Genomic DNA, 22,416 nt, shown 5'->3' with positions numbered 1-22,416 from the left:
AGCCCGCGCATCGACCCACGTCAGGAGCATCATGCCCATCACCACCAAGGCCCTGCAGAAGACCGGACCGGATCAGCCCTTCCGCGTCGTGCAGATCCGGCGGCGCGACCCCCGCCCGGACGACGTCGTCATCGACATCAAGGCGGCCGGCATCTGCCACAGCGACATCCACACGATCCGCAACGAGTGGGGCGAGGCGCACTTCCCGCTGACCGTCGGCCACGAGATCGCCGGGGTCGTGGAGGCCGTCGGGGAGAACGTCACGAAGTACCGGGTCGGGGACCGCGTGGGCGTGGGCTGCCTGGTGAACTCCTGCGGCGAGTGCGAGGAGTGTCGGGACGGGCAGGAGCAGAACTGCCTCAACGGCGCCGTCGGCACCTACAACTCCGAGGACGTGGACGGGACCATCACCCAGGGCGGGTACGCCCAGAAGGTCGTGGTCAACGAGCGCTTCGTCCTGCGCATCCCGGACGCCCTGGACTTCGACGTCGCAGCACCCCTGCTGTGCGCGGGCATCACCACCTACTCCCCGCTGGCCACCTGGGAGGCGGCCGAGGGCAAGAAGGTGGCCGTGCTGGGCCTGGGCGGTCTGGGCCACATGGGTGTGCAGATCGCCGCGGCCAAGGGCGCGGAGGTCACCGTGCTCTCCCGGAGCCTGAAGAAGGAGCAGGAGGCGAAGGACCTGGGGGCGGTGCGCACCCTGGCGACCACCGAGGACGGGTTCTTCCGGGATCACCGCGGGGAGTTCGACATCATCCTGAACACCATCTCCGCGGACATCCCCGTGGACGACTACCTCGGGCTGCTCAAGCCGCGCGGGGTCATGGCCGTGGTGGGACTGCCGCCGCAGGCCCAGCCCCTGCACTTCGGGGCGCTGATCGGCGGGCGCAAGGCCCTGGCCGGGTCCAACATCGGCGGCATCCCGGAGACCCAGCAGATGCTGGACTTCTGCGCCGAGCACGGCTTCGGCGCGGTGATCGAGAAGGTCTCCGTGGACGAGGTGGACGAGGCCTACGACCGGGTGGTGGCCGGGGACGTGAAGTTCCGCGGCGTCATCGACGTCTCGACCTTCGACGACGCCGAGGTCCAGGACTAGGGCGGACCGCTGACCGGGGATGCCGCGGATCCACTGCGGCACCCCCGGTCGCGTCCCGGGCTGCGCTGGAGGCCGAGCCCGCGCGCGGATAGCACCGGGGTCGCCCGCGCGTCGAGCCCTCGGGACACGCGGCGCCATCTGCGCACACGCGGGGACACACGGCTTGGCCGGCGGGGGCGGACGGGACTGAGATGGCATCCGTGGATGGGATGCACCGCCCACCGCTGATCCGTCCCCGCCCGGAAAGACCCCGTATGCCCGCCCGCACCTCCCTGTCCCGTCGCACGCTGCTGCGCTTCGCCGCCGGATCCCTGGCCCTCGCGCCGATCCTGGCCGCCTGCGGGACCTCCCAGGCCCGGGACCGGGGCACCGAGGAGCTGGCCGTGGGCTTCCCCGAGGACTCCGAGAACTGGGACCCGCACCAGCCGCCCTACACGGTCTCGCGCACCATCGCCCGGCAGATCACCGACACCCTCGTGGACCAGGACCCGGACACCGGGGACATCGTGCCCTACCTGGCCCGCCGGTGGGAGGTCTCCGAGGACGGCTCCCGCTTCACCTTCCACCTGCGCGATGACGTCACCTTCTCCGACGGCACGGCCTTCACCTCGACGAGCGTGAAGAACAACTTCGACCGGATCATCCGGCTGGGCTCCCTGTCCTACATCGGGGCCAGCCACCTGCGCGGCTACCAGCGCACCGAGACCCCGGATGCCCACACCGCCGTCGTCGTCTTCGACGGGCCCAACGCCCAGTTCCTGCAAGCCGCGACCACCCAGACCCTCGGGATGCTCGCGGACGCGACCCTGGGCAAGGACCCCAAGGACGTGGCCCGCGGGGACGTCATCGGCTCCGGGCCGTACGTGTTCAGCGAGTACCGGCAGGGCCAGTACGTGCTGCTGACCCGCCGGGAGGACTACGCCTGGGGCTCGGATGCCCGACGCAACAAGGGACCGGCCCACTTCCGCACGGTGCGCGCCCAGTTCATCCCGGACCCCACGACCCTGGCCGGGGCGGTGACCTCCGGGCAGGTGGACATCGGCACGATGCTGGACGTGTCCACCCTCGCCGGGATCAAGACGGCGGACCTGCACCTGTCCCAGGTCCCCGGCAAGGGCATCTCCACCCCGCTGATCCCCTTCATCTACCGCCCGATCTTCCAGGACGCGCACGTGCGCCGGGCCATCAACGCGGCCACGGACCGCCAGGAGATCGCGGACCGGATCTACCAGGGCAACGCCAAGGCCGCCACGGGCCTGCTCACCGCCGCGACCCCCGGCTCCGCGGACCTGTCCGATCCGCTGCGCCACGACCCGGACCGGGCGGTGGCCGAGCTGGAGCAGGCCGGGTACACCCGGGTGGATGCAGACGGCTACCGGCACCACGAGGACACCGGGGAGCCGCTGACGATCGTGTTCATGTACACCGGCTCCGGGACCACCAAGGAGCAGATGCTGCAGCTGCTGCAGAACCAGTGGAAGAAGGTCGGCATCCGCTTCGACCTGCAGCCGCGCACCGAGGCGCAGCTGAGCGACTACACCCTCTACGACGCCCCCTACGACCTGTCCACCTGGTCCCAGGGCCGGGCGGACCCGGACGTGCTGCGGGTGGTGTACTCCTCCTTCTACGAGAACCAGTCCTTCTTCTTCGGCCACCCGATCAAGGAGGTGGACGAGGCGCTGCTGAATCTGCAGTCCACCACGGACCCCGCGAAGCGCCAGCAGGCCAGCGAGGACGCGCAGCGGCTGCTGCTGGAGGGCGGGTACTCCTTCCCGCTGGTGGACGCCTACACCTCCACGGCCGCCTCGATGCGCCTGGCCGGGATCCCGCTGGATGCGGAGAACAAGCTGGTGGCCGCCGACGTCGCCCTGTCCGGGTGAGCCCGGCCCCGCTGAACCGACCGCATCCGCCCTTCCCGCCCGCCACCTGCCCAGGAGTCCCGCCGTGACCCGTTACGTCCTGCGCCGCCTCGCGCACGCGCTGATCGTGCTGTGGGGTGCGATCACCCTGTCCTTCCTCATCGTCCAAGCCACCCCCGGGGATCCGGCCCGCCTGCTGATGGCCGGCTCCGACGCGGGGGACGCCGGGGCGGCCGACGACGCCCAGCTGGCCCAGCTGCGCCACGAGATGGGCCTGGACCAGCCGCTGCTGGCCCAGTACTTCGGATACCTGTGGCGGGTGGTGACCCTGGACTGGGGCACCGCCTACTCCAAGCAGCGCCAGCCCGTGCTGGAGGTGATCCGGGACGGGCTGGGGTCCACGGTGCAGCTGGGGCTGGCGAGCCTGCTGATCATGGTGGTGCTCGGCGTCGTGTTCGCCCTGGGCTCGGTGCTGCTGCCGAACCGCTTCCTGCGCTCGGTCTTCGAGGGCTTCACCGTCCTGGGCATCGCGGTGCCCAGCTTCGTCATGGCGATCCTGCTGCTGCAGATCTTCGCGTTCCGGCTGGGCTGGTTCCCGGCGTTCGGGGCCGGCGGCCTGGACTCGCTGATCCTGCCGGCGGTGACCATCGCCCTGCTGGGGGCCGGGACCCTGTCCCAGGTCTACGCCCGCAGCATCCGGGAGGTCCGGGCCCAGGAGCACGTGCAGGTGGCCCGCGTGCGGGGCCTGGCCCCGCGCAAGGTCGTCACCCGGCACGTGCTGCGCCAGGCCAGCCTGCCCGTGTACACGATCGTCGGGATGCTCGTGGGCGGGGTGGTCTCCGGGGCGGCGATCATCGAGACGATCTTCGGCCGCCCCGGCATCGGCAACCTCTACGTCGCGGCGGTGCAGGGCCGGGACTTCCCGCTGATCCAGGCGCTGATCGTGCTCACCGGCGGCCTGTACGTGCTGGTGACCCTGATCGTGGACCTCACCTACCCCCTGATCGACCCGCGGGTGGCCTCCCCCGTGGCCGGAAGGAGCCGAGCATGAGCTCGACGGACATCACCTCCTCCCCCGCCGCGGCGGGCGCCCCCGACGCCGAGCGGCCCGGGCCCCCGCTCTCCGACGCCCGGACGCGGGCCCGTCGCCCCGGGGCCCGGACGGGTGCGGCCCTGCTGCGCCGCCCCGGCACCGTGCTGGCCGGGCTGTTCGTGCTGCTGATGATCGGCTGGGTGCTCTTCCCGGGGCTGTTCGCCACCGCCGACCCGACGGAGATCGTCGGGGACTCCCTGGCCGCCCCGAGCTGGCAGCACTGGTTCGGCACGGATCTGAACGGGCGGGACGTGTACTCCCGGGTGGTCTACGGCGCCCGGGTCTCCCTGCGCGCCGGGGTCCTGGCGATCACGATCTCCCTGGTGGTCGGGGGCCTGCTGGGCATGCTCGCCGGGTCCGTGGGCGGCTGGGTGGATGCGGTGATCTCCCGGTCCGTGGAGGTCATCGTCTCCATCCCCGGGCTGCTGCTGTCCCTCGCGCTGATCTCCGTGCTGGGCTTCGGGGTCACCAAGGTCGCCATCGCGGTGGGCATCTCCGGGATCCCCGGATTCGTGCGCATCGCCCGGGCCGAGACCCTGCGCGTGAGCGCGATGCCGTACATGGACGCGGCCCGCACCAGCGGCACCCGCCGCTTCCTCGGCCTGTTCAGCCACGTGGTGCCCAACGCGGCCGGGCCGGTCGCGGTGGTCGCCGGGATCGACCTGGGCGGGGCGATCCTGTCGATCGCCGCCCTGAGCTTCCTCGGCTTCGGGGCGGTGCCGCCCACCGCGGAGTGGGGCTCGCAGATCAACGAGGGCCGGCTGTACGTGGCCAGCGCCTGGTGGTGGAGCATCTGCCCCGCGATCATCGTCGCGCTGACCGTGCTCAGCGCCAACCGCCTGACCCGCAGCATCGGCACCCGAGAGGTCTGACCATGAACACCGCTTCCTCCTCCCCCGCCCCCGTCCTGGAGCTGTCCGGGCTGCGCGTGGCCTACCCGGGCCGGCGCGGCGCGGTCTCGACCCCGGCGGTCGACGGCGTCGGCCTGAGCGTCGGGCGCGGCGAGTCCGTGGCCGTGGTCGGGGAATCCGGCTCCGGCAAGACCACCCTGGCCCGCAGCGTGCTGGGCCTGCTGCCTTCCGGCACCCGCCGGGAGGGGAGCCTCCGGCTGGCCGGGCAGGACCTGGACGCGCTGGATGCTACCGGGCGGCGCCGGCTGGTGGGCCGGCGCATCGGCTACGTTCCGCAGGATCCGGGAACCTCCCTGGATCCGCTGCTGCGGGTGCTGGAGCAGGTGGTCGAGCCGCTGCGCATCCACGGCATCGGGGACCCGGACACCCATCGGGAGCGGGCTCTGGCCGCGATGCGGGAGGCGGGCCTGCCGGACCCGGAGTCCCTGGCCCGGCGCTGGCCCCATGAGCTCTCCGGCGGGCAGCGGCAGCGGGTGCTGATCGCCGCGGCGATCGTGACGGACCCGGATCTGGTCCTGGCCGATGAGCCCACCAGCGCCCTGGACGTCACGGTGCAGAAGCAGATCCTGGATCGGCTGCAGGAGCTGGTGCGCGAGCGCGGCACGGCCCTGCTGATGATCACCCACGATCTCGCGGTGGCCGCCGAGCGCACCGACCGGGTGATGCTGATGAGCCGGGGCCGGGCCGTGGAGCAGGGCCCCAGCGAGCAGGTCCTGCTGCACCCGAGCACCCCGCAGGGCCGGGCCCTGGCGGAGGCGATGGCGCTGACCGCCGACGCCGTCGACACCGACGGCCTCGGGGTCGACGGCGAGGGGGCCGGCAGGACCGCGGTCGACGGCAAGGCTGCCCCCTGGGCCGACCAGAACCCGGCGGATTCCCCTGCGGCACGGACCGACGCCGGAGCAGAGGCACCGGTCGGCGTCGACGGCGCGCGCACCCCGGTGCTGACCGGTGAGGGGCTGTCCCGCGCCTTCGGCTCCCGACGCGAACCGGTGCACGCGCTGCGCGAGGCCGCGTTCAGCCTGGCCGAGGGCGGCAGCCTGGCCGTGGTCGGAGAGTCCGGGTCCGGCAAGACCACGCTGGCCCGGATCCTGCTGGGTCTGGAGCGGGCCGACGCCGGTCGGATCACCCTGCGCGGGGCGGAGGTGACCCGCCGGGACCGGTCATTCCGCCGTACGGTTCAGCCGGTGTTCCAGAACCCGCACTCCTCCTTCGATCCCTCGCACTCGGTGGGCTGGTCCGTGCTGGAGCCGGTGCGGGCCCTGGGCTCGGTGGGCCGGGCCGAGCGGCGGGAGCTGCTGGGGCGGCTGTTCGACGACGTCGGGCTGGACCGCCGGCTGGCCGCGCGCCGCCCGCGGGAGCTGTCCGGCGGTCAGCTGCAGCGCGCGGCGATCGCCCGGGCGCTGAGCGTGTCCCCGGATGTGCTGGTCTGCGATGAGGCGGTCAGCGCCCTGGACGCCTCGGTGCAGGCCCAGGTGCTGCGGCTGCTGCAGCGGCTGCGCGACGAGCGCGGGCTGTCCCTGCTGTTCATCACCCACGACCTGGCGGTGGTGCGGTGGCTGTGCGAGGACGTGCTGGTGATGCGCGAGGGCCGGATCGTGGAGGCCGGCCCGGTCTCCCGGATCTTCCGCGCCCCGCAGCAGGAGTACACGCGGGAGCTGATCGCGGCGATCCCGCGGCCGCTGCGCGCGGGTGCCGCGGCCTGAGGCCTGCGCAGGGAGGCGGGGCTGGCGGCAGCGGCCATAATGGGGGGAGCCGCATATCGCCGACGTCGTGAGGAGCGGGCCACCCATGCCCCTGGAGCAGCACAGCCGGACCAAGCCCCTGGTCATCGGGATCGCCGGGGGCACCGGCTCCGGGAAGACCACCCTGACCCGCGAGCTGATCGAGGCGGTGCGCGAGCGGGTCGCCGTCGTCTACCACGACAACTACTACAAGCGCCACGATGACCTGACCTTCGAGCAGCGCTGCCGGCTGAACTACGACGCGCCGGAGGCCTTCGACGACGAGCTCATGGTCCGGCAGCTGGACACCCTGATCGCCGGCGGGTCCATCGAGTGCCCGGTCTACGACTACGCGGATCACAACCGCTCCGAGGAGACCCTGTTCATCGAGGCCCAGCCGATCATCATCGTGGAGGGGATCCTGCTGTTCGCCTCCGAGGCGATCTGCCGCCGCTGCGACATCAAGATCTTCGTGGACACGGACGCGGACGTGCGCATCCTGCGCCGGATCAAGCGGGACGTGCTGGAGCGGGGTCGCTCGGTGGAGTCCGTGGAGGCCCAGTACCTGTCCACCGTCAAGCCCATGCACGAGCTGTACGTGGAGCCCTCCAAACGGAAGGCGGATCTGATCATCCCGGAGGGCGGGGGCAACCTGGTGGCCCTGGACATGCTGGTGCACCGCGTCCAGCGCCAGCTCGACGGCGCCTGAGCCCGCTGAGAGTCACGGGCCCCCCAGCTGGAACCCCGGGCAGTCCCCCAGCACCTCCAGCAGCGCGGCCCGCTCGGGGGCGCTCACGCTGAGCCCGTACTTCGCCTTCACGCGGATCTGCCGGGCCGCATACACGCAGCGGTAGCCCTCCTGCGGCGGCAGCCAGGAGGCGGCGTCCTGCGCGCCCTTGTCCTCGTTGGCCGGACCGTCCACGGCCAGCAGATTCTCCGGGTCGTTCGCGTACTCGGTGCGACGCCGGGGCTCCCAGGCGGAGGCGCCCGAGGCCCAGGCGTCGGCCAGCGCGACGACGTGGTCGATCTGCACCTGCCGAGACCGGGCCCCGGCCGTGAACGCGATCTGCCGCCCCGTGTACGGATCCGCGAGCAGGCCGCCGGCCACCGCGCACCGCTGGGCGTTCTTGTAGGACACCTCGGTGAGGTCCCGGGCCAGGATGTCGTTGCGGGTGTCGCACCCGTTGCGATCCGTGTCCGCCCACGCCTGGCCGAAGGCCTCCCGCCGGTAGGCGGGGCTCGTCGTCTTCTCCCGCACCGGGATCGCCGCCAGCTCCCGGGCGGTGGCCTCCGAGAGCACCACCTCACGGGGCGCACCCCACCCGCCCAGTCCCCCGGACCACGGCGGGCTCAGCAGGCCGCGCCACCACAAGCCGAAGACCAGCAGGACGACGGCGGCCAGCAGCACCGGGACCGAAGCGGCCCGGCGCGAGAGTGCCGGCCGTGGTGCGGGCATCGGCCGCGGCGTGCGATGGCGTCCCATGGGCCCATACCAGCAGCACCGGGTGGACGGCGTCGAAGGCTCTCCTGCGCGGACCCGCCTGCTGACGGGGCGGCTGTGGATGCTCCGGCGACAGCCGGGGCGAGATCCACCGGCTCGGGGACAGAAGGAGACGGTGCGGCGACCGGTCGGTCACCGCACCGTCATCGGCTCAGCCCTTCGCGTCAGCCCGTCGGCTCAGCTCTTCGCGCCGAGCAGGATCACGTCCAGGCGCCGCGGGCCGTGCACGCCCTCCACGCGCTGCAGCTCGATGTCCGAGGTCGCCGAGGGCCCGGAGAACATCGTCACCGGGTGCGCCCGATCCACCCGGGCCAGGGCCTCCGGGACGATCTCCACGATGGTCTCCTCCGGGACCACGCAGATGTGGTGGTCCGGGATCAGGGAGATCGCCCGACGCCCCTCGTCCGGGTTGGAGTTCAGGAACACGGTGCCGGTCTCCGCGCAGGAGACGGTGGAGGAGGTCACCACCGCATCCATCGCGTCCAGTTCCTTGTTGCTCAGCGCCCCGGACTTCTCGGTGTTCCCGGAGTCCACGAAGCGGGTGCGGGTGGCCGTGTCCTCCGGCAGCCACTCGGACTTCAGCCCGGTGGGCACCACGTACCGGGCCCGGTCCCCGAGCAGGTCCGCGATCGTCGTCGCGATGGTGTCCTCGGTGGCCTCGTGCACCTGCGCCTTGTAGTCGATCAGCCGGTCCGCCAGCAGCTCCCGGCGGTCCTTCAGGCTCGCCGAGGAGGTGTGCCGGTAGTCCCGGGTGGGCTCCGGCGGGGTCGGGTTGTCCGCCAGGGCCGTGCGGATCCGCGCCAGGATCTCGCTCTTCGCGTCGCTCACCATGTCCTCCTAGGCCTCGTAGTCTTCCTCGGTGCCGCGGGCGTAGTCGGCCACGGTATCCCCCTTCGCCTGCGAGTGCTGGATGGCCACCCGCTCGGAGGCCATCAGGCGGGTGTAGTCATCCTGGTCCTTGGCGTAGCGCTTCGCCTGCTGCTCGTGCAGGGCCTCGGCCTTGCCGCGGTTGGCGCGGATCAGCTCCTCCACGTCCACCCGCTCCGAGGCCGGGCGCGGGGCCGGGGCCTTGCCGCGGTTCTTCTTCCACCAGGACCGGAAGGACTCCTTCGGCGGGGTGTCGATGTCGCGGTACTTGGTCCAGCCGCCGACCAGCCCGGGCAGCTTGTCGATCCGCTGGTCCTTCCCGGCGACGACGCGCCCGGCCGGCAGCGCCTTCTCCGCCAGACCCAGCACCTTCCCGGAGCCGAAGGCCACCCGGGCCCCGGCCATCATGCCGTCCATCTGGGTGGGCAGGCCGCGCTTGGTGCCCTCCTCGCCCTTGCCGTGCTGGGCGTCGATGTCCTTGCCGCGCAGGTGCACCAGGATGTCCGGGATGTTGATCTTCACCGGGCACACCTCGTAGCAGGCCCCGCACAGGGAGGAGGCGTAGGGCAGGGAGTTGTTGGCCTCCGCCTCGATGCCGCCCAGCTGCGGGGACAGGATCGCCCCGATGGGTCCGGGGTACACGGAGCCGTAGGAGTGTCCGCCGGCCCGCTGGTACACCGGGCACACGTTCAGGCACGCGGAGCAGCGGATGCAGTGCAGGGCCTGGCGGCCCAGCTCGTCCTTGAGCACCGCGGTGCGGCCGTTGTCGATGAGGATCACGTGCATGTTCTGCGGGCCGTCCCCGGGGGTCACCCCGGTCCACAGGGAGGTGTACGGGTTCATCCGCTCCCCGGTGGAGGAGCGCGGCAGCAGCTGCAGGAACACCTCGAGGTCCTCGAAGCGCGGGATGACCTTCTCGATACCCATGAAGGTGATCAGGGTGTCCGGCAGGGTCAGGCACATGCGCCCGTTGCCCTCGGACTCCACGATGGTCAGGGTCCCGGACTCGGCCACCCCGAAGTTGGTCCCGGAGACCGCGACCTTGTTCTCGAAGAACTTCCGGCGCAGCCTCTTGCGGGAGGCTTCGGCCAGCTCGGCCGGATCGTCCGAGAGGTCCTTCCGGACCCCGGGGATCTCCTTCTTGAAGATGTCCCGGATCTCGCTGCGGTTGCGGTGGATCGCGGGGACGACGATGTGCGAGGGCTTGTCATGGCCCAGCTGCACGATCTCCTCGGCCAGGTCCGTCTCCACGGCCTCGATCCCGTGGGCCTCCAGGTACTCGTTCAGCCCGGTCTCCTGGGTGGCCATGGACTTGATCTTGGAGACCTCCGTGACCCCCTGCTCGCGGATCAGGTCCAGGGCGATGCGGTTGGCCTCCTCGGCGTCGCGCGCCCAGTGCACGTGCCCGCCGCGGGCGGTGAAGTTCTCCTCGAACTGCTCCAGCAGCTCCGGCAGGCGGGCCAGCACGTTCTGCTTGATCTCGGATCCGGCGGTGCGCAGGTGCTGCCAGTCCGGCATCTCGGAGACGACGGTGGCCCGCTTGGTGCGGATCTTGCTCATCGCGAAGTTGAGATTCCCGCGCATGGTCTCATCGTGCAGATCCCGGGCGGCGTGGTGGGTGAAGGACTCCTCGGCGAAGATGTTGCCCTGCCCGTGCGGGGGCACGGTGGGCATGCCGAGCTGGGTGACGGTCATGGTGTTTTCAGTTCCTCCCTGCGCCCTGCATCGCGACGCGTCCGGTGACCTCCAGCGGGTGCTCCCGGGTGCTGGCCAGGATCTCCGCGAAGTGCACGGTGGTGATGTCTTTGTTCTCCTTCAGGGCCGCCCCGCCAATGTTCATCAGGCAGGACACGTCCCCGCCGGCGCAGATCGAGGCGCCGGTCTTCTCGATGTTCTTGAGCTTGTCCGCGGCCATGGCCCCGGAGGTGTCCGCGTTCTTGAAGGAGAAGGTCCCGCCGAAGCCGCAGCACTCCTCCAGGTTGGGCAGCTCCTTGAACTGCACCCCCTCCACGGTCTTGATCAGGTCCGACTGCCGGGAGCCGAGCTTCATCAGCCGCATCCCGTGGCAGGAGGAGTGGAAGGTGACCTCGTGCGGGAAGTACGAACCCAGCTGCTCGGCGGCGTCGGTGATGCCCAGGACGTCGATGAGCAGCTTGGACAGCTCGAAGGTGCGTCCGGCGATCTCCTCCGCCCGCTGCGCGGTCTCCTCGTCCCCGGCGTGGCGGGCGACCATGCCCTGCTGGTGGTTCAGGGAGACCACGCAGGAGGCCGAGGGGGCGACGGCGACGTCGTAGTCCGCGGCGGAGAAGGCCTTCACGTGGTTCTTCACCACGGGGTAGGCGTCATCGAAGTAGCCGCTGTTGACGTGCATCTGGGAGCAGCAGGTCTGCCCCGGGGGGAAGACGACCTCGTGGCCGAGGCGTTCGAGGATGTCCACGGTGGCGCGGGCGACGCGGGGATACATCGCGTCGACGATGCACGTGGAGAAGAGGGCGATCCGCATGGTCTCTCCGTTTCCGGTGGATCTCCCGGGGCCGGCGGGGCGTCGACGGCGGCGCGCGGCAGGCGGCGGGATGGGGCTTGTCCCTTAACACGATAGTGACGGTGTGTCGCCGTCGGAAACTCTGTGTGCGATTTCTCGGGAAGTTCACCGGCGACATTAGATCAGCTTTTCTTTGCCTAATTCCGGGATGCACGTCTCCGTGCGGTCGGAGCGGGCCCGAGGTCATCCGCGCGCACCGGAGTTGGCCCGGGCGGCGTGATCGAGTAAGCTGTGGTCCGACCACCGGCTGTTAGGTGAGACACAATCCACCGTGACGGCCCTTCCAGTCCACCGACCGCACCAGCGACGCTGCGGCCACGCCGCCCGTCCCGGTGCGCTCGCGACCTCCGATCCAGACCCAAGGAGTCCGCGTGAACACCTTCACCGCCGCCACCGACGCCGTCGGCGGCTCCCCCGGGCTGTCCGCCCTCGTGGCGCTGATCCCGCTGCTGACCTTCTTCATCATGCTGCTGGGCGTGAAGGCCCGGGCCCACACCTCCGCGCTCACCGCGCTGCTGGCGGCCCTGCTGGTCGCCTGGCTCGGCTTCGGCATGCCCCTGGACCTGGCCCTGATCACCGCGACCCAGGGCGGAGCCTTCGGCGCGTTCCCCATCGTGTGGATCATCGTCATGGCCCTGTGGTTCTACGAGCTCACGGTGAAGTCCGGGCGCTTCGAGGACCTGCGCCTGACCTTCGACCGCATCGGCGGCGGGGACCTGCGCATCCAGGCCATCCTCATCGCCTTCTGCTTCGGCGGGCTGCTGGAGGCCCTGGCCGGCTTCGGCGCGCCCGTGGCCATCACCGCGACCATGATCATGGCCCTGGGGGTCAAGCCCCTGAAGGCCGCCGTCGTCGTGCTGCTGGCCAACACCGCCCCCGTCGCCTTCGGCGCCCTGGCCATCCCCATCACCACCGCAGGGACCCTCACCAACGAGGACCCGGCCGTGATCGGCGCGATCGTCGGACACCAGGCCCCCTTCGTCGCGTTCTTCGTGCCGCTGATCCTCCTGCTGCTGCTGGACGGGTTCAAGGGCGTGAAGGACGGCTGGCCGGCCGCCGTCGTCATCGGGCTGTCCTTCTCCGTGGCCCAGTGGTGGTCCGCGACCCACTTCTCCTACGAGCTGACCGACATCGTCGCCTGCCTCGTCTCCCTCGGCGTGGCCGTGCTGTTCCTCAAGATCTGGAAGCCCCGCGGCGCGGAGGCCTTCCGCGAGCGCCTGGGCGTGGGCCCGGCCGCGCAGGACACCACCCTGCGCCCGGTGCGCGTGTGGATGGCGCTGCTGCCGTACCTGCTGGTCGTCGTCGTCTTCGCGATCGGCAAGATGTGGAAGCTCGGGGTGGACGTGCCCGCGGCCCTGACGGCCACGGACCTGAAGATCCACTGGCCCGTGATCCACGAGCGCATCCTCACCTCCGCCGGGGAGCCGATCTCCGGGACCACCTACACCTTCAGCTGGCTCTCCAGCCCCGGCACCATGCTGCTGATCTCCGGGATCCTCGTGGCGATCATCTACACGATCTGGACCGAGAACGGCCGCTACCGCCTCGGGATGGGCCCGGCCCTCGCCCAGATCGGGGTGTGCTTCCACCGGATGCGCTGGTCCGCGCTGACCATCATCGCGGTGCTGGCCCTGGCCTACGTCATGAACTTCTCCGGGCAGACCGTCTCCGTGGGCGTGTACCTGGCCTCCCTCGGCGGGGCCTTCGCCTTCCTGTCCCCGATCCTCGGGTGGCTGGGCACCGCCGTGACCGGCTCGGACACCTCCGCCAATGCGCTGTTCGCCAACCTGCAGCACACGGCGGCCACCAACGCCGGGATCGACCCGAACCTGCTGGTCGCGGCCAACACCACCGGCGGTGTGGTCGGCAAGATGATCTCCCCGCAGTCCCTGGCGATCGCGGCCACCTCCGTGAAGATGGAGGGCAAGGAGTCGGAGATCTTCAAGGCCGTGTTCCCGTGGTCCGTGGGCCTGCTGCTGATCATCTGCGTCCTGGTGTTCCTGCAGTCCCACGCCCTGGCCTGGATGATCCCGTAAGCCGACGCCGGGCCCCCGCCGCGCGCGCCCCGTTGCCAGCGCCCCGCACCGGCCCCGACCCTCCGGCTTCGGCCGGGGTGGTGGGTCGGGCGGGGCGCCCGCGTCCCAGCCGGGCTTCGCTGGTCCGGGCGGGCTCGCCGGTCCGGCGGAGCTGCCGGTGCCTCCGATCCAGCCGGTCGGCCGCCGTGGCCGGCCCCGCCGACCAGCCGGTCCCACTGATCCCATCGACCAACCGATCCGGAGAGGAGGCGGCAGATGCCCGCCAGCCGCACCTACGACGTCGTGCTGACCTGGCTCGAGACCGGGCTGCGCACCGGGCAGCTGCGGGTGGGGCAGCGGCTGCCCTCCGAGCGCAGCCTGGCCGAGCGCTTCGGCATCTCCCGCGGCTCGGTGCGCGAGGCCATCCGGGTGCTGGACGCGATGGGTCTGGTGCGCTCCGGGGTGGGCTCCGGTCCGAACGCGGGGGCCGTGGTGATCTCCGAGCCTTCGGCCGCGCTGGGGTGGGGGCTGCGGATGCACCTGGCCTCCCGATCCCTGCCCGTGCCGGACGTGGTGGCCACCCGCATCACCCTGGAATCCCGCGCGGCCGCCGACGCCGCCCGCACCGTCGGTGTCGCCCGCGATGGTGAGGCCACCGACGCCGTCGAGGACGGGGCCGCCGACCAGGAGCGGCTCGCCCGGACCACGGCCCTGCTGGCGGAGGCATCGGACCTGCTGGCGGAGCTGGACGATCCTGGACTTCCGGATGAGCGCTTCCACGCGCAGGACGCCGCCTTCCACCTGCTGATCAGCTCGCTGGGCGGGAACATCGTGGTCACCACGATCCTGGATTCCCTGCGCCAGGCCACCGTCGGCTACGTGCAGGAGGGGGTGCTGCGCCTGGACGACTGGCCGGGGGTGCGGCGTCGGCTGCAGGTACAGCACCGCCGGATCCTGGCCGCGGTGGAGCGGGCCCGCCCGGAGGAGGCCGCGGCCGCCGTCGCCGAGCACATCTCCTGGTTCCACGCCACCGCCTGGCCGACCCCCGCCTGACACAAGCCCCGCCGCCCTCTCCCCCGGGTTTGGGAGCGTTTCCGACGTCTGGGAGCCACGAGAACGCTCCCACACACCGAAACCCCTCCCCAACGCGCCGGAAGGGGGCGCGGGGAGGGGCAGAGCGCGGCGGAGCGCAGGACGGGCGCCCCGCCTCCCCTACGGGGTGAACTCGGTGCCGGTCAGGCGCTCGAAGGCCTCGACGTAGCGGCCGCGGGTCATCTCCACGACGTCGCCCGGCAGCTCCGGCGGCGGACCCTGCCGATCCCAGCCGGACTCCGGGGAGGTCAGCCAGTCCCGGACGAACTGCTTATCGAAGCTGGCCTGCGGGCGGCCCGGCTCCCACTGGGCCCCGTCCCAGAAGCGGGAGGAATCGGGGGTGAGCACCTCGTCGCCGAGGGTCACCTCCCCCCGGTAGGAATCCAGGCCGAACTCCACCTTGGTGTCCGCGAGGATGATCCCCTGCTCCCGGGCGATCCGCTCGGCCGTGGTGTAGATCTGCAGGGTCAGCTCGTGCAGCCGGTCCCCCATGGCCTGCCCCACGGCCTCGTTGACCTGCTCGATGCTGATCGGCTCGTCGTGCTCGCCGACCTCCGCCTTGCCGGTGGGGGTGAACACCGGGGTCTCCAGGCGCGAGCCGTCGGCCAGACCCTCGGGGAGGGGCCGGCCCCACAGGGTCCCATGGGCCTGGTACTCCTTGAGCCCGGAGCCGGTGAGGTAGCCGCGGGCGATGCACTCCACCGGGAACATGGACAGGGACTTGCAGATCATGGCTCGCCCGGCCACCTGCTCCGGAACGTCCAGGGTCAGCACGTGGTTGGGGATGTCCGCGAGCTGCTCGAACCACCAGGCGGACATCTGAGTGAGGATCTTGCCCTTGTCCGGGATGAGGGTGGGCAGCACGTGGTCGAAGGCGCTGATGCGGTCCGAGGCCACGACCATCACCGCCCCGGCGCGGATCTCGGCGGTGTCGGAGAAGGAGGAGCCGGACAGGTCGGCGCCGTCTTCGGGGACGTAGAGGTCCCGGACCTTGCCGGAGTAGATGTGTCGCCAGCCGGGGACGGCGATGGACTCAGCGGTCATGCGGTGGACTCCTGTGCGTGGGGGCGTGGGATGCGGGGTGCGGATGCGGAGACCGCCCCGCTCGGGGATCGAGCGGGGCGGCGGTTCGGGTCAGGGTGCGGGGATGGTGATCCGTCCCTCGGCGGCGCGGCGGGCGATGTCGGTGCGGTGCTGCTCGCCGGGCCAGGAGATCGCCTCCACCCCGGCGTAGGCGCGGGCGCGGGCGTCGGCCAGGTCCTCCCCGAGGGCGACGACGGCCAGCACCCGCCCACCGGCGGTCACGACGCGGGTGTTCCCGACGCCGTCGGGCTGCTCGGCGGTTCCGGCGTGCAGGACGGTGACGTCGGGCAGCTGCTCGGCGTCAGCCAGCCCGGTGATCTCATCCCCGGTGCGGGGGGTTCCGGGGTAGTTCTCGGCGGCCATCACGACGTCGACGGCCGGGCGCAGGTCCCAGCGCAGCTTCTGGTCCGGGTCCAGTTCCCCCTCGGCGGCGCTGAGCAGCAGCTGCCCCAGCGGGGTGCGCAGCCGGGCCAGGACAGCCTGGGTCTCGGGGTCCCCGAAGCGGGCGTTGAACTCGATGACCCGCACGCCGCGGGCGGTGACGGCCAGCCCGCAGTACAGGACGCCGACGAAGGGGGTGGCCCGCCGGGCCATCGCGTCCACGACGGGCTGGGCCACCGCGGCCACGACCTCGTCGGTGAAGCCCTCCGGCAGCCAGGGCAGCGGGGTGTAGGCGCCCATGCCGCCGGTGTTGGGTCCGGCGTCGTCGTCTCCGATGCGCTTGAAGTCCTGGGCGGGGCTCAGCGGAACGGTGTGGACGCCGTCGCACAGGACGAACAGGGAGACCTCCGGGCCGTCCAGGTACTCCTCGATGACCACGGCGGAGCCGGCCTCGAAGCAGGCGGCGGCGTGGGCCTCGGCCGCGGCGGGGTCCTCCGTGACCACCACGCCCTTGCCGCCGGCCAGCCCGTCGTCCTTGATGACGTAGGGGGCGCCGAAGCGGTCCATGGCCGCGCGGGTCTCCTCGAGGTCGCGGGCGACGGCAGCCTCGGCGGTGGGCACCCCGGCCTCGACCATGACCTCCTTGGCGAAGGCCTTGGAGGATTCCAGCCGGGCCGCGGCGGCGTCGGGACCGAACACGGGGATCCCGGCCTCGCGCAGGGCGTCGGCCACCCCGGCGACCAGCGGGGCCTCGGGGCCGATGACGACGAGGTCCGCGTCGAGGTCCTCGGCCAGTCCGGTGGCCTGCTCGGGGGAGGACGGGTCGATGCGGTGCACGGGCACGACGCGGGCGATCCCGGCGTTGCCGGGGGCGGCGTGCACCTCGGTGACGGCAGGATCGCGCAGCAGCGCGGTGATGATCGCGTGTTCGCGCCCGCCGGCGCCGAGGACCAGAACCTTCATGGCCCAATGGTAACGAATCGATAACGGTGCGCAGGACGCCCGCCGCCCACGGCCGCGCCTCGACCACGGAACGACCACCGCGCGACGCGAATCGCATCCGCCCCGCGCAGGTGGGATACTCGTTGCGGCGTCACGGATCACACCCCGGCCGGGACGCCGCACCCCCTCACCGCGAACCCCAGGAGCGAAGCGCCCGTGTGTGGAATCGTCGGCCATTTCTCGGCCGGTCCCGTCAACCAGCAGGTCTACGACTCGCTGCTGCTGCTGCAGCACCGCGGGCAGGACTCCACCGGCATCGCCACCGCGGAGGACCGCACCCTGCACCTGCAGAAGAAGGTGGGCCAGGTCCGGGAGGCCTACCGCACCCGGGACATGCGGGAGCTGGTGGGCAACATCGGCCTGGGCCACGTCCGGTACGCGACCAAGGGCAGCGCGGTGAACCTGGATGAGGCGCAGCCGTTCTACGTCAACGCCCCGTACGGCATCGTGCTGGTGCACAACGGGAACCTGACCAACACCCGGGAGCTGACCGATGAGATGAAGCGCCGGGACTTCCGGCACCTGAACTCCTCTTCGGACACGGAGCTGCTGCTCAACGTGCTGGCGGCCTCCCTGCAGGAGAACGTGGGCCGGCGCCACCTGGACGCCTCCGGGATCTTCGACGCCGTGATGAAGACCCACGCCCGGATCCGCGGGGCCTACGTGGTGATCGCCCTGATCGCCGGTCACGGGCTGCTGGCCTTCCGGGACCCGCACGGCATCCGCCCGCTGGTGCTGGGCCGCCGGCCGGTCACGGAGCAGACCGCGCAGGCCGCGCGCACCTACCGCGAGACCTACGGGATGGATCAGCGGCTGCCGGAGCAGGAGTGGGTCGTGGCCTCGGAGTCCCTGGTGCTCGATGCCGGGGGGTACGAGATCGTGCGGGAGATCGAACCGGGCGAGGCGGTGTTCATCGACGAGTCCGGCACGCTGCACTCGCGCCAGTGCGCCCGGGAGACCACCCTGGTGCCGTGCGCCTTCGAGTACGTCTACCTGGCCCGCCCGGATTCGGTGATGAACGGGATCTCGGTGTACGAGGCGCGGCTGCGCATGGGCGAGAAGCTCGCCCAGACCATCCGCAGCCAGGTCCCGGACGAGGATTTCGACGTCGTGATGCCGATCCCGGATTCGGCGCGCCCGGCCGCCCTGGAGGTGGCCCACTCCCTGGGTAAGGAGTACCGGGAGGGCTTCTACAAGAACCGGTACGTGGGCCGGACGTTCATCATGCCCGGGCAGGAGGTGCGCCGGAAGTCCGTGCGCCAGAAGCTCAACGCCCTGCCCAGCGAGTTCGCCGGCAAGCGGATCCTCATCGTGGACGATTCGATCGTGCGCGGGACCACGTCCAAGGAGATCGTGGAGATGGCGTACGCGGCGGGCGCGGAGAAGGTCACCTTCGCCTCCGCGGCCCCGCCGGTGCGCTACCCGCACGTGTACGGGATCAACATGCCCACCGCGGGCGAGCTGGTGGCCCATGACCGCTCGATCGAGCAGATCCGGCAGATCCTGGGCTGCGATCACCTGGTGTACCTGGGGGTGGAGGACATGCGCACGGCGATCACCGAGTCCACGGACATCGCGGACCTGGAGATGTCCTGCTTCACCGGGGAGTACATCACCGGGGACATCACCCCGGAGTACCTCGACTACGTCGCCGCCGAACAGGAGTCCTGAGATGAGCCAGCCCCTGGAGACCGTCGAGTCCGCCGCGGCGGCCGAGCTGGCGGTGGTCACCCGCAGCGGCTTCGTGGAGTCCCGGCACGTGGGCTCGGCCGTGGTGGTGGAGCCCGACGGCGCGGTCTCGCGCCGCCTGGGCGATCCCGACGCCCTGCTGTTCCCCCGCTCCACGCTCAAGCCCTTCCAGGCGATCGCGGCGATGAAGGCCGGTGCGCCGCTGGTCGGCGCGCAGGTGGCGATCGCGGCGGGGTCGCACACCGGCTCCCTGGAGCATATGCGCACCGCGGCGGGGATGCTCGCCGCGGCCGGGCTGTCCCCGGAGGATCTGCGCTGCCCGCCGGCCTGGCCGAAGGACGAGGACGCCCGGGACCGGCTGCGCGAGCGGGGCGAGGGGAAGCAGGCCCTGGCGATGAACTGCTCGGGCAAGCACGCGGCGTTCCTGTGGGCGTGCGCGGTGCAGGGCTGGGACACCGCCTCCTACCTGGACCAGGACCACCCGCTGCAGCGGCTGGTCCTGGAGACCGTGCAGGAGTTCACCGGGGACGCCCCGGCGCTGGTGGGGGTGGACGGGTGCGGTGCGCCGCTGCCTGCGATCACCCTGACCGGGCTGGCCCGCGGCTACGCCCGCCTGGGTGCCGCGATCCGCAACATCGGGGAGGACGCCCGCACCGCGACCCTGGCCACCGCGATGGTGGACTACCCGGAGATGGTCCAGGGCCACGGGGAGCCCAACACGGTGGTCATCGAGGGGCTGGACGTCATCGCGAAGCTCGGCGCCGAGGGGGTGCTGTGCGTGGCCACCCCGCAGGGGGCGGCGGCTGCCGTGAAGGTCCTGGACGGCTCCTCCCGCCCGGCCACCCTGACGGCCCTGACCCTGCTGGCCGGTGCCGGGCACCTGCCCGGGGCGGCGGTGGAGGCCGTGCTGGGGAAGATTCTGCATCCGATCACCGGCGGCGGTGAGCCCGTGGGCGCGATCCGCCTGGGTGCGGCCTTCGACGACGCCGAGCAGGGCTCAGGCGACGCCGACCAGGGCTTCGCGGATGCCGGCCAGGCCGCCGACGACGCGGGACAGGAGGCCTGATGGCGGCCCGGCGGATCTCGGACGAGACCGGGCTGGCGGCGGTGCGCGCCTGGGAGGCCGACCCGGAGGGGGCCGGGCGCTCCACGGTGGCCACGGCCGTGCGCTACGCCCTGGAGGAGCTGGCCCACCGCGCCCCGGGCAACTCGGTGGAGGTCCGGGTCCCGCCCTTCGGGGTCACCCAGGCCATCGAGGGTCCGCGGCACACCCGCGGGACCCCGCCCAACGTCGTGGAGATGCCGGCCCCGGTGTGGCTGGGTCTGGCCACCGGCTCCCTGACCTGGGGGCAGGCCCGCGCCGAGCACGCGGTGGACGCCTCCGGCAACCGCAGCGACCTCTCCGCCCTGCTGCCGCTGTTCGCGACCCGCACCGCCGCGCGGCGGGCCCGGAAAGGTACCCTGGGGTAGATGAGTCAGCACCCTTCCGCCCCCCGTTCCCCGCAGTCCTCCTCCCCCGCGGGCTCCCCGGACGCCGACGCCGCGAACGACGTCGAGACCGTCCGCCCCGCCCCGGATGATGAGGCGACCCCCGAGCGCGCGGGGGCCGAGCCGGTGGAGGCCTTCGAGGTGCGCCGGGCCCCGTCGGTGATCGCGTTCCTGCTGGTCGGGGTGGCCGTGGGGCTGGTCGTGGCCCTGTTCTCCACGCTGCTGGGCCCGGTGGACCAGGCCTACACCCTGGGCGCGATCTTCGGCATGATGGCCGTGATCTTCGGGACCGCCGGCGCCCTGGTGGGCGCGATCATCGGCCTGATCCTGGACCGGCGCTCCAAGAAGAGGGTGCGCCGCTACCGGGCGGTGCCCGTGGACGAGCACGGCCAGCCCCTGAACTGACATCCCCCCCTCCCGACGACCGGATCCGATCCACGCCCCTCCCCCGCGCGGGGAGGACCGACCCGAAGGACACCACATGGCAGACACCCAGCAGCCCGAGACCGGCCTGACCTACGCCGAGTCCGGCGTGGACGTCGAGGCCGGGGACCGCGCCGTCGACCTCATGAAGGAGGCCGTGAAGGCCACGCACGGGCCCGGGGTGGTCGGCGGGGTCGGCGGCTTCGCGGGGCTGTACGACCTCTCCGCGCTGCGCGGCTACCGCAAGCCCTACCTGGCGACCTCCACGGACGGGGTGGGCACCAAGGTCGCGATCGCCCAGACCCTGGAGATCCACGACACCATCGGCTGGGACCTGGTGGGCATGGTCGTGGACGACATCGTGGTGGTCGGCGCGAATCCGCTGTACATGACCGACTACATCGCCTGCGGGAAGGTGGTCCCGGAGCGGATCGCCGGGATCGTGCGCGGGATCGCCGCGGCCTGCTCCGCGGCGGACACGGCCCTGGTGGGCGGGGAGACCGCCGAGCACCCGGGGCTGCTGGGCCCGCAGGAGTACGACGTCGCCGGGGCCGCGACCGGCATCGTGGAGGCCGACGAGCTGCTCGGCCCGGACCGGGTGCGGGCCGGCGACGTGCTGATCGGGATGGCCTCCTCCGGGCTGCACTCCAACGGGTACTCGCTGGTGCGCAAGGTCGTGAACGTGGCCGGGTGGTCCCTGGACCGGGAGGTCTCCGAGTTCGGCCGCACCCTCGGCGAGGAGCTGCTGGAGCCCACCCGGGTCTACGCCGCGGACGTGCTGGACCTGGCCCGCACCTTCCCCGTGCTGGATGAGGACGGCGGGCTGGGCACCGGGGTGCGGGCCTTCAGCCACGTGACCGGCGGCGGACTGGCCGCGAACCTGGCGCGCGTGCTGCCGCAGGGCCTGGAGGCCCGGGTGGACCGCGGCAGCTGGCGGGTCCCGCCGATCTTCCGGGTCATCGGGCAGCTGGGCAAGGTCCCGCAGGCGGACCTGGAGCGCACCCTGAACCTGGGCGTGGGCATGGTGGCCGTGGTGGACCCGTCCGTCGCGGATCAGGCGGTGGCGCACCTGGGCGAGCGCGGCGTGGACGCCTGGGTCATGGGCACCGTGGAGCAGGGCGAGGCCCCTACCGCTGCGGACCTGGAGGACCCGGACTATGTGCAGGGCGCGAAGGGCGTGGACGGCGGCGCGGTGCGCCTGCTCGGCGAGTACGCGTAAGCCCATCGATCCGGCACCTGCCGACGCGCAGCGTGCCGAACCCGCGAACGACGCGCGAGGGCCCCGGAACCTGCTCGGTTCCAGGGCCCTCGCGCTGCCGATGCGGCTGCGGGGTGTGACGTCCGTGCTGCCGGGGACGTCGCCCGCTGGCCGGGGGTGACGGGCGCTCAGCCGCGCTCGTCGTACTCCTCGGCGTACGGATCCTCGTAGTCGGCGAACTCCTCGCGCGCGCCGCCGGAGCGGTCCGCGGATCGGTCGGACTTCTTGGCACCGGTCAGCTCCCGCTCCAGCGCCGTGTAGTCGGTCTGCGGGGAGTAGTACTTCATCTCCCGCGCCTGCCTGGTTGCCTTAGCCTTCTGACGGCCGCGCCCCATGGCGTGACCCCCTCTTATCGCTCACTCCGGGCGCAGCCGCGCTGAGCGCACACTGCG

Annotated in this window: 20 protein-coding genes; 13 read left to right on the top strand and 7 right to left on the bottom strand. The window is 72.0% G+C overall.

All coding sequences use genetic code 11. The features are described 5' to 3' along the window. The first annotated feature begins 31 nt into the window (after positions 1-31). From NQ707_RS06505 to udk, 6 genes are all read left to right on the top strand, one after another. Positions 32-1,096, top strand: a complete 1,065-nt coding sequence (locus NQ707_RS06505) for an NAD(P)-dependent alcohol dehydrogenase (protein WP_404435153.1) — start codon at positions 32-34, stop codon at positions 1,094-1,096. 254 nt (positions 1,097-1,350) lie between these two features. Continuing rightward, on the top strand, positions 1,351-2,976 hold the full coding sequence (locus NQ707_RS06500) for an ABC transporter substrate-binding protein (protein WP_404435151.1): 1,626 nt from the start codon (positions 1,351-1,353) through the stop codon (positions 2,974-2,976). Between the two features lie 64 nt (positions 2,977-3,040). Then, positions 3,041-4,006: an ABC transporter permease gene (locus tag NQ707_RS06495; RefSeq protein WP_129357712.1), complete on the top strand. Its 966-nt coding sequence runs from the start codon at positions 3,041-3,043 to the stop codon at positions 4,004-4,006. Continuing rightward, the gene (locus tag NQ707_RS06490) at positions 4,003-4,920 is read left to right on the top strand and encodes an ABC transporter permease (protein ID WP_061225344.1); all 918 of its coding nucleotides are present in this window, start codon (positions 4,003-4,005) and stop codon (positions 4,918-4,920) included. The genes NQ707_RS06495 and NQ707_RS06490 overlap by 4 nt, the downstream gene beginning before the upstream one ends. A 2-nt stretch (positions 4,921-4,922) precedes the next feature. After that, positions 4,923-6,665, top strand: a complete 1,743-nt coding sequence (locus NQ707_RS06485; RefSeq protein ID WP_129357711.1) for an ABC transporter ATP-binding protein — start codon at positions 4,923-4,925, stop codon at positions 6,663-6,665. Between the two features lie 85 nt (positions 6,666-6,750). Continuing rightward, entirely contained in the window at positions 6,751-7,392 is a 642-nt protein-coding gene (gene udk / locus NQ707_RS06480; protein WP_058731552.1) for a uridine kinase, read from the top strand. Positions 7,393-7,404: 12 nt separating this feature from the next. On the opposite strand, the gene NQ707_RS06475 is transcribed toward udk, so the two are convergent. The 4 genes from NQ707_RS06475 to NQ707_RS06460 form a co-directional block, all read right to left on the bottom strand. Beyond that, positions 7,405-8,139: an HNH endonuclease family protein gene (locus NQ707_RS06475; RefSeq protein WP_404435149.1), complete on the bottom strand. Its 735-nt coding sequence runs from the start codon at positions 8,137-8,139 to the stop codon at positions 7,405-7,407. A 222-nt stretch (positions 8,140-8,361) separates the two neighbouring features. Continuing rightward, positions 8,362-9,012 carry an LUD domain-containing protein gene (locus NQ707_RS06470; protein ID WP_058731556.1) on the bottom strand — a complete coding sequence of 217 codons (651 nt, stop codon included), beginning with the start codon at positions 9,010-9,012 and terminating at the stop codon, positions 8,362-8,364. A gap of 9 nt (positions 9,013-9,021) precedes the next feature. After that, complete coding sequence (locus tag NQ707_RS06465; RefSeq protein WP_404435147.1) at positions 9,022-10,746, bottom strand: LutB/LldF family L-lactate oxidation iron-sulfur protein; 1,725 nt, start codon at positions 10,744-10,746, stop codon at positions 9,022-9,024. Positions 10,747-10,753: 7 nt separating this feature from the next. Continuing rightward, positions 10,754-11,554 carry a (Fe-S)-binding protein gene (locus NQ707_RS06460; protein WP_058731550.1) on the bottom strand — a complete coding sequence of 267 codons (801 nt, stop codon included), beginning with the start codon at positions 11,552-11,554 and terminating at the stop codon, positions 10,754-10,756. Positions 11,555-11,964: 410 nt separating this feature from the next. On the opposite strand from NQ707_RS06460, the gene NQ707_RS06455 reads away from it, so the two are divergent. Then, positions 11,965-13,629, top strand: coding sequence for an L-lactate permease (locus tag NQ707_RS06455; RefSeq protein ID WP_061225341.1), 1,665 nt, complete (start codon positions 11,965-11,967; stop codon positions 13,627-13,629). A 255-nt stretch (positions 13,630-13,884) separates the two neighbouring features. After that, the gene (locus NQ707_RS06450; RefSeq protein ID WP_061225340.1) at positions 13,885-14,661 is read left to right on the top strand and encodes a FadR/GntR family transcriptional regulator; all 777 of its coding nucleotides are present in this window, start codon (positions 13,885-13,887) and stop codon (positions 14,659-14,661) included. 159 nt (positions 14,662-14,820) lie between these two features. On the opposite strand, the gene NQ707_RS06445 is transcribed toward NQ707_RS06450, so the two are convergent. Next, positions 14,821-15,744: a phosphoribosylaminoimidazolesuccinocarboxamide synthase gene (locus NQ707_RS06445; RefSeq protein ID WP_064725146.1), complete on the bottom strand. Its 924-nt coding sequence runs from the start codon at positions 15,742-15,744 to the stop codon at positions 14,821-14,823. A 90-nt stretch (positions 15,745-15,834) separates the two neighbouring features. Beyond that, the gene (purD, locus tag NQ707_RS06440) at positions 15,835-17,127 is read right to left on the bottom strand and encodes a phosphoribosylamine--glycine ligase (RefSeq protein ID WP_129357708.1); all 1,293 of its coding nucleotides are present in this window, start codon (positions 17,125-17,127) and stop codon (positions 15,835-15,837) included. Between the two features lie 195 nt (positions 17,128-17,322). Here purD and purF point away from each other — a divergent pair, with 195 nt between their 5' ends. From purF to purM, 5 genes are all read left to right on the top strand, one after another. Further along, entirely contained in the window at positions 17,323-18,837 is a 1,515-nt protein-coding gene (gene purF / locus NQ707_RS06435; protein WP_129357707.1) for an amidophosphoribosyltransferase, read from the top strand. A gap of 1 nt (position 18,838) precedes the next feature. After that, positions 18,839-19,921, top strand: coding sequence for an asparaginase (locus NQ707_RS06430; protein WP_404435144.1), 1,083 nt, complete (start codon positions 18,839-18,841; stop codon positions 19,919-19,921). After that, complete coding sequence (locus tag NQ707_RS06425; protein WP_058730665.1) at positions 19,921-20,325, top strand: sterol carrier family protein; 405 nt, start codon at positions 19,921-19,923, stop codon at positions 20,323-20,325. The genes NQ707_RS06430 and NQ707_RS06425 overlap by 1 nt, the downstream gene beginning before the upstream one ends. Continuing rightward, positions 20,326-20,748, top strand: a complete 423-nt coding sequence (locus NQ707_RS06420; RefSeq protein WP_058730664.1) for a hypothetical protein — start codon at positions 20,326-20,328, stop codon at positions 20,746-20,748. It begins immediately after the preceding gene. 76 nt (positions 20,749-20,824) lie between these two features. Further along, complete coding sequence (purM, locus tag NQ707_RS06415; RefSeq protein ID WP_404435141.1) at positions 20,825-21,985, top strand: phosphoribosylformylglycinamidine cyclo-ligase; 1,161 nt, start codon at positions 20,825-20,827, stop codon at positions 21,983-21,985. 167 nt (positions 21,986-22,152) lie between these two features. Here purM and NQ707_RS06410 read toward each other — a convergent pair whose 3' ends face one another. Beyond that, on the bottom strand, positions 22,153-22,359 hold the full coding sequence (locus NQ707_RS06410; protein ID WP_058730662.1) for a DUF3073 domain-containing protein: 207 nt from the start codon (positions 22,357-22,359) through the stop codon (positions 22,153-22,155). Positions 22,360-22,416: the final 57 nt, after the last annotated feature.

Source organism: Rothia sp. BD8, assembly GCF_044878465.1.
Taxonomy (GTDB): Bacteria; Actinomycetota; Actinomycetes; order Actinomycetales; family Micrococcaceae; genus Rothia; species Rothia kristinae.
This window is presented reverse-complemented; position numbering and strand designations above follow the sequence as displayed.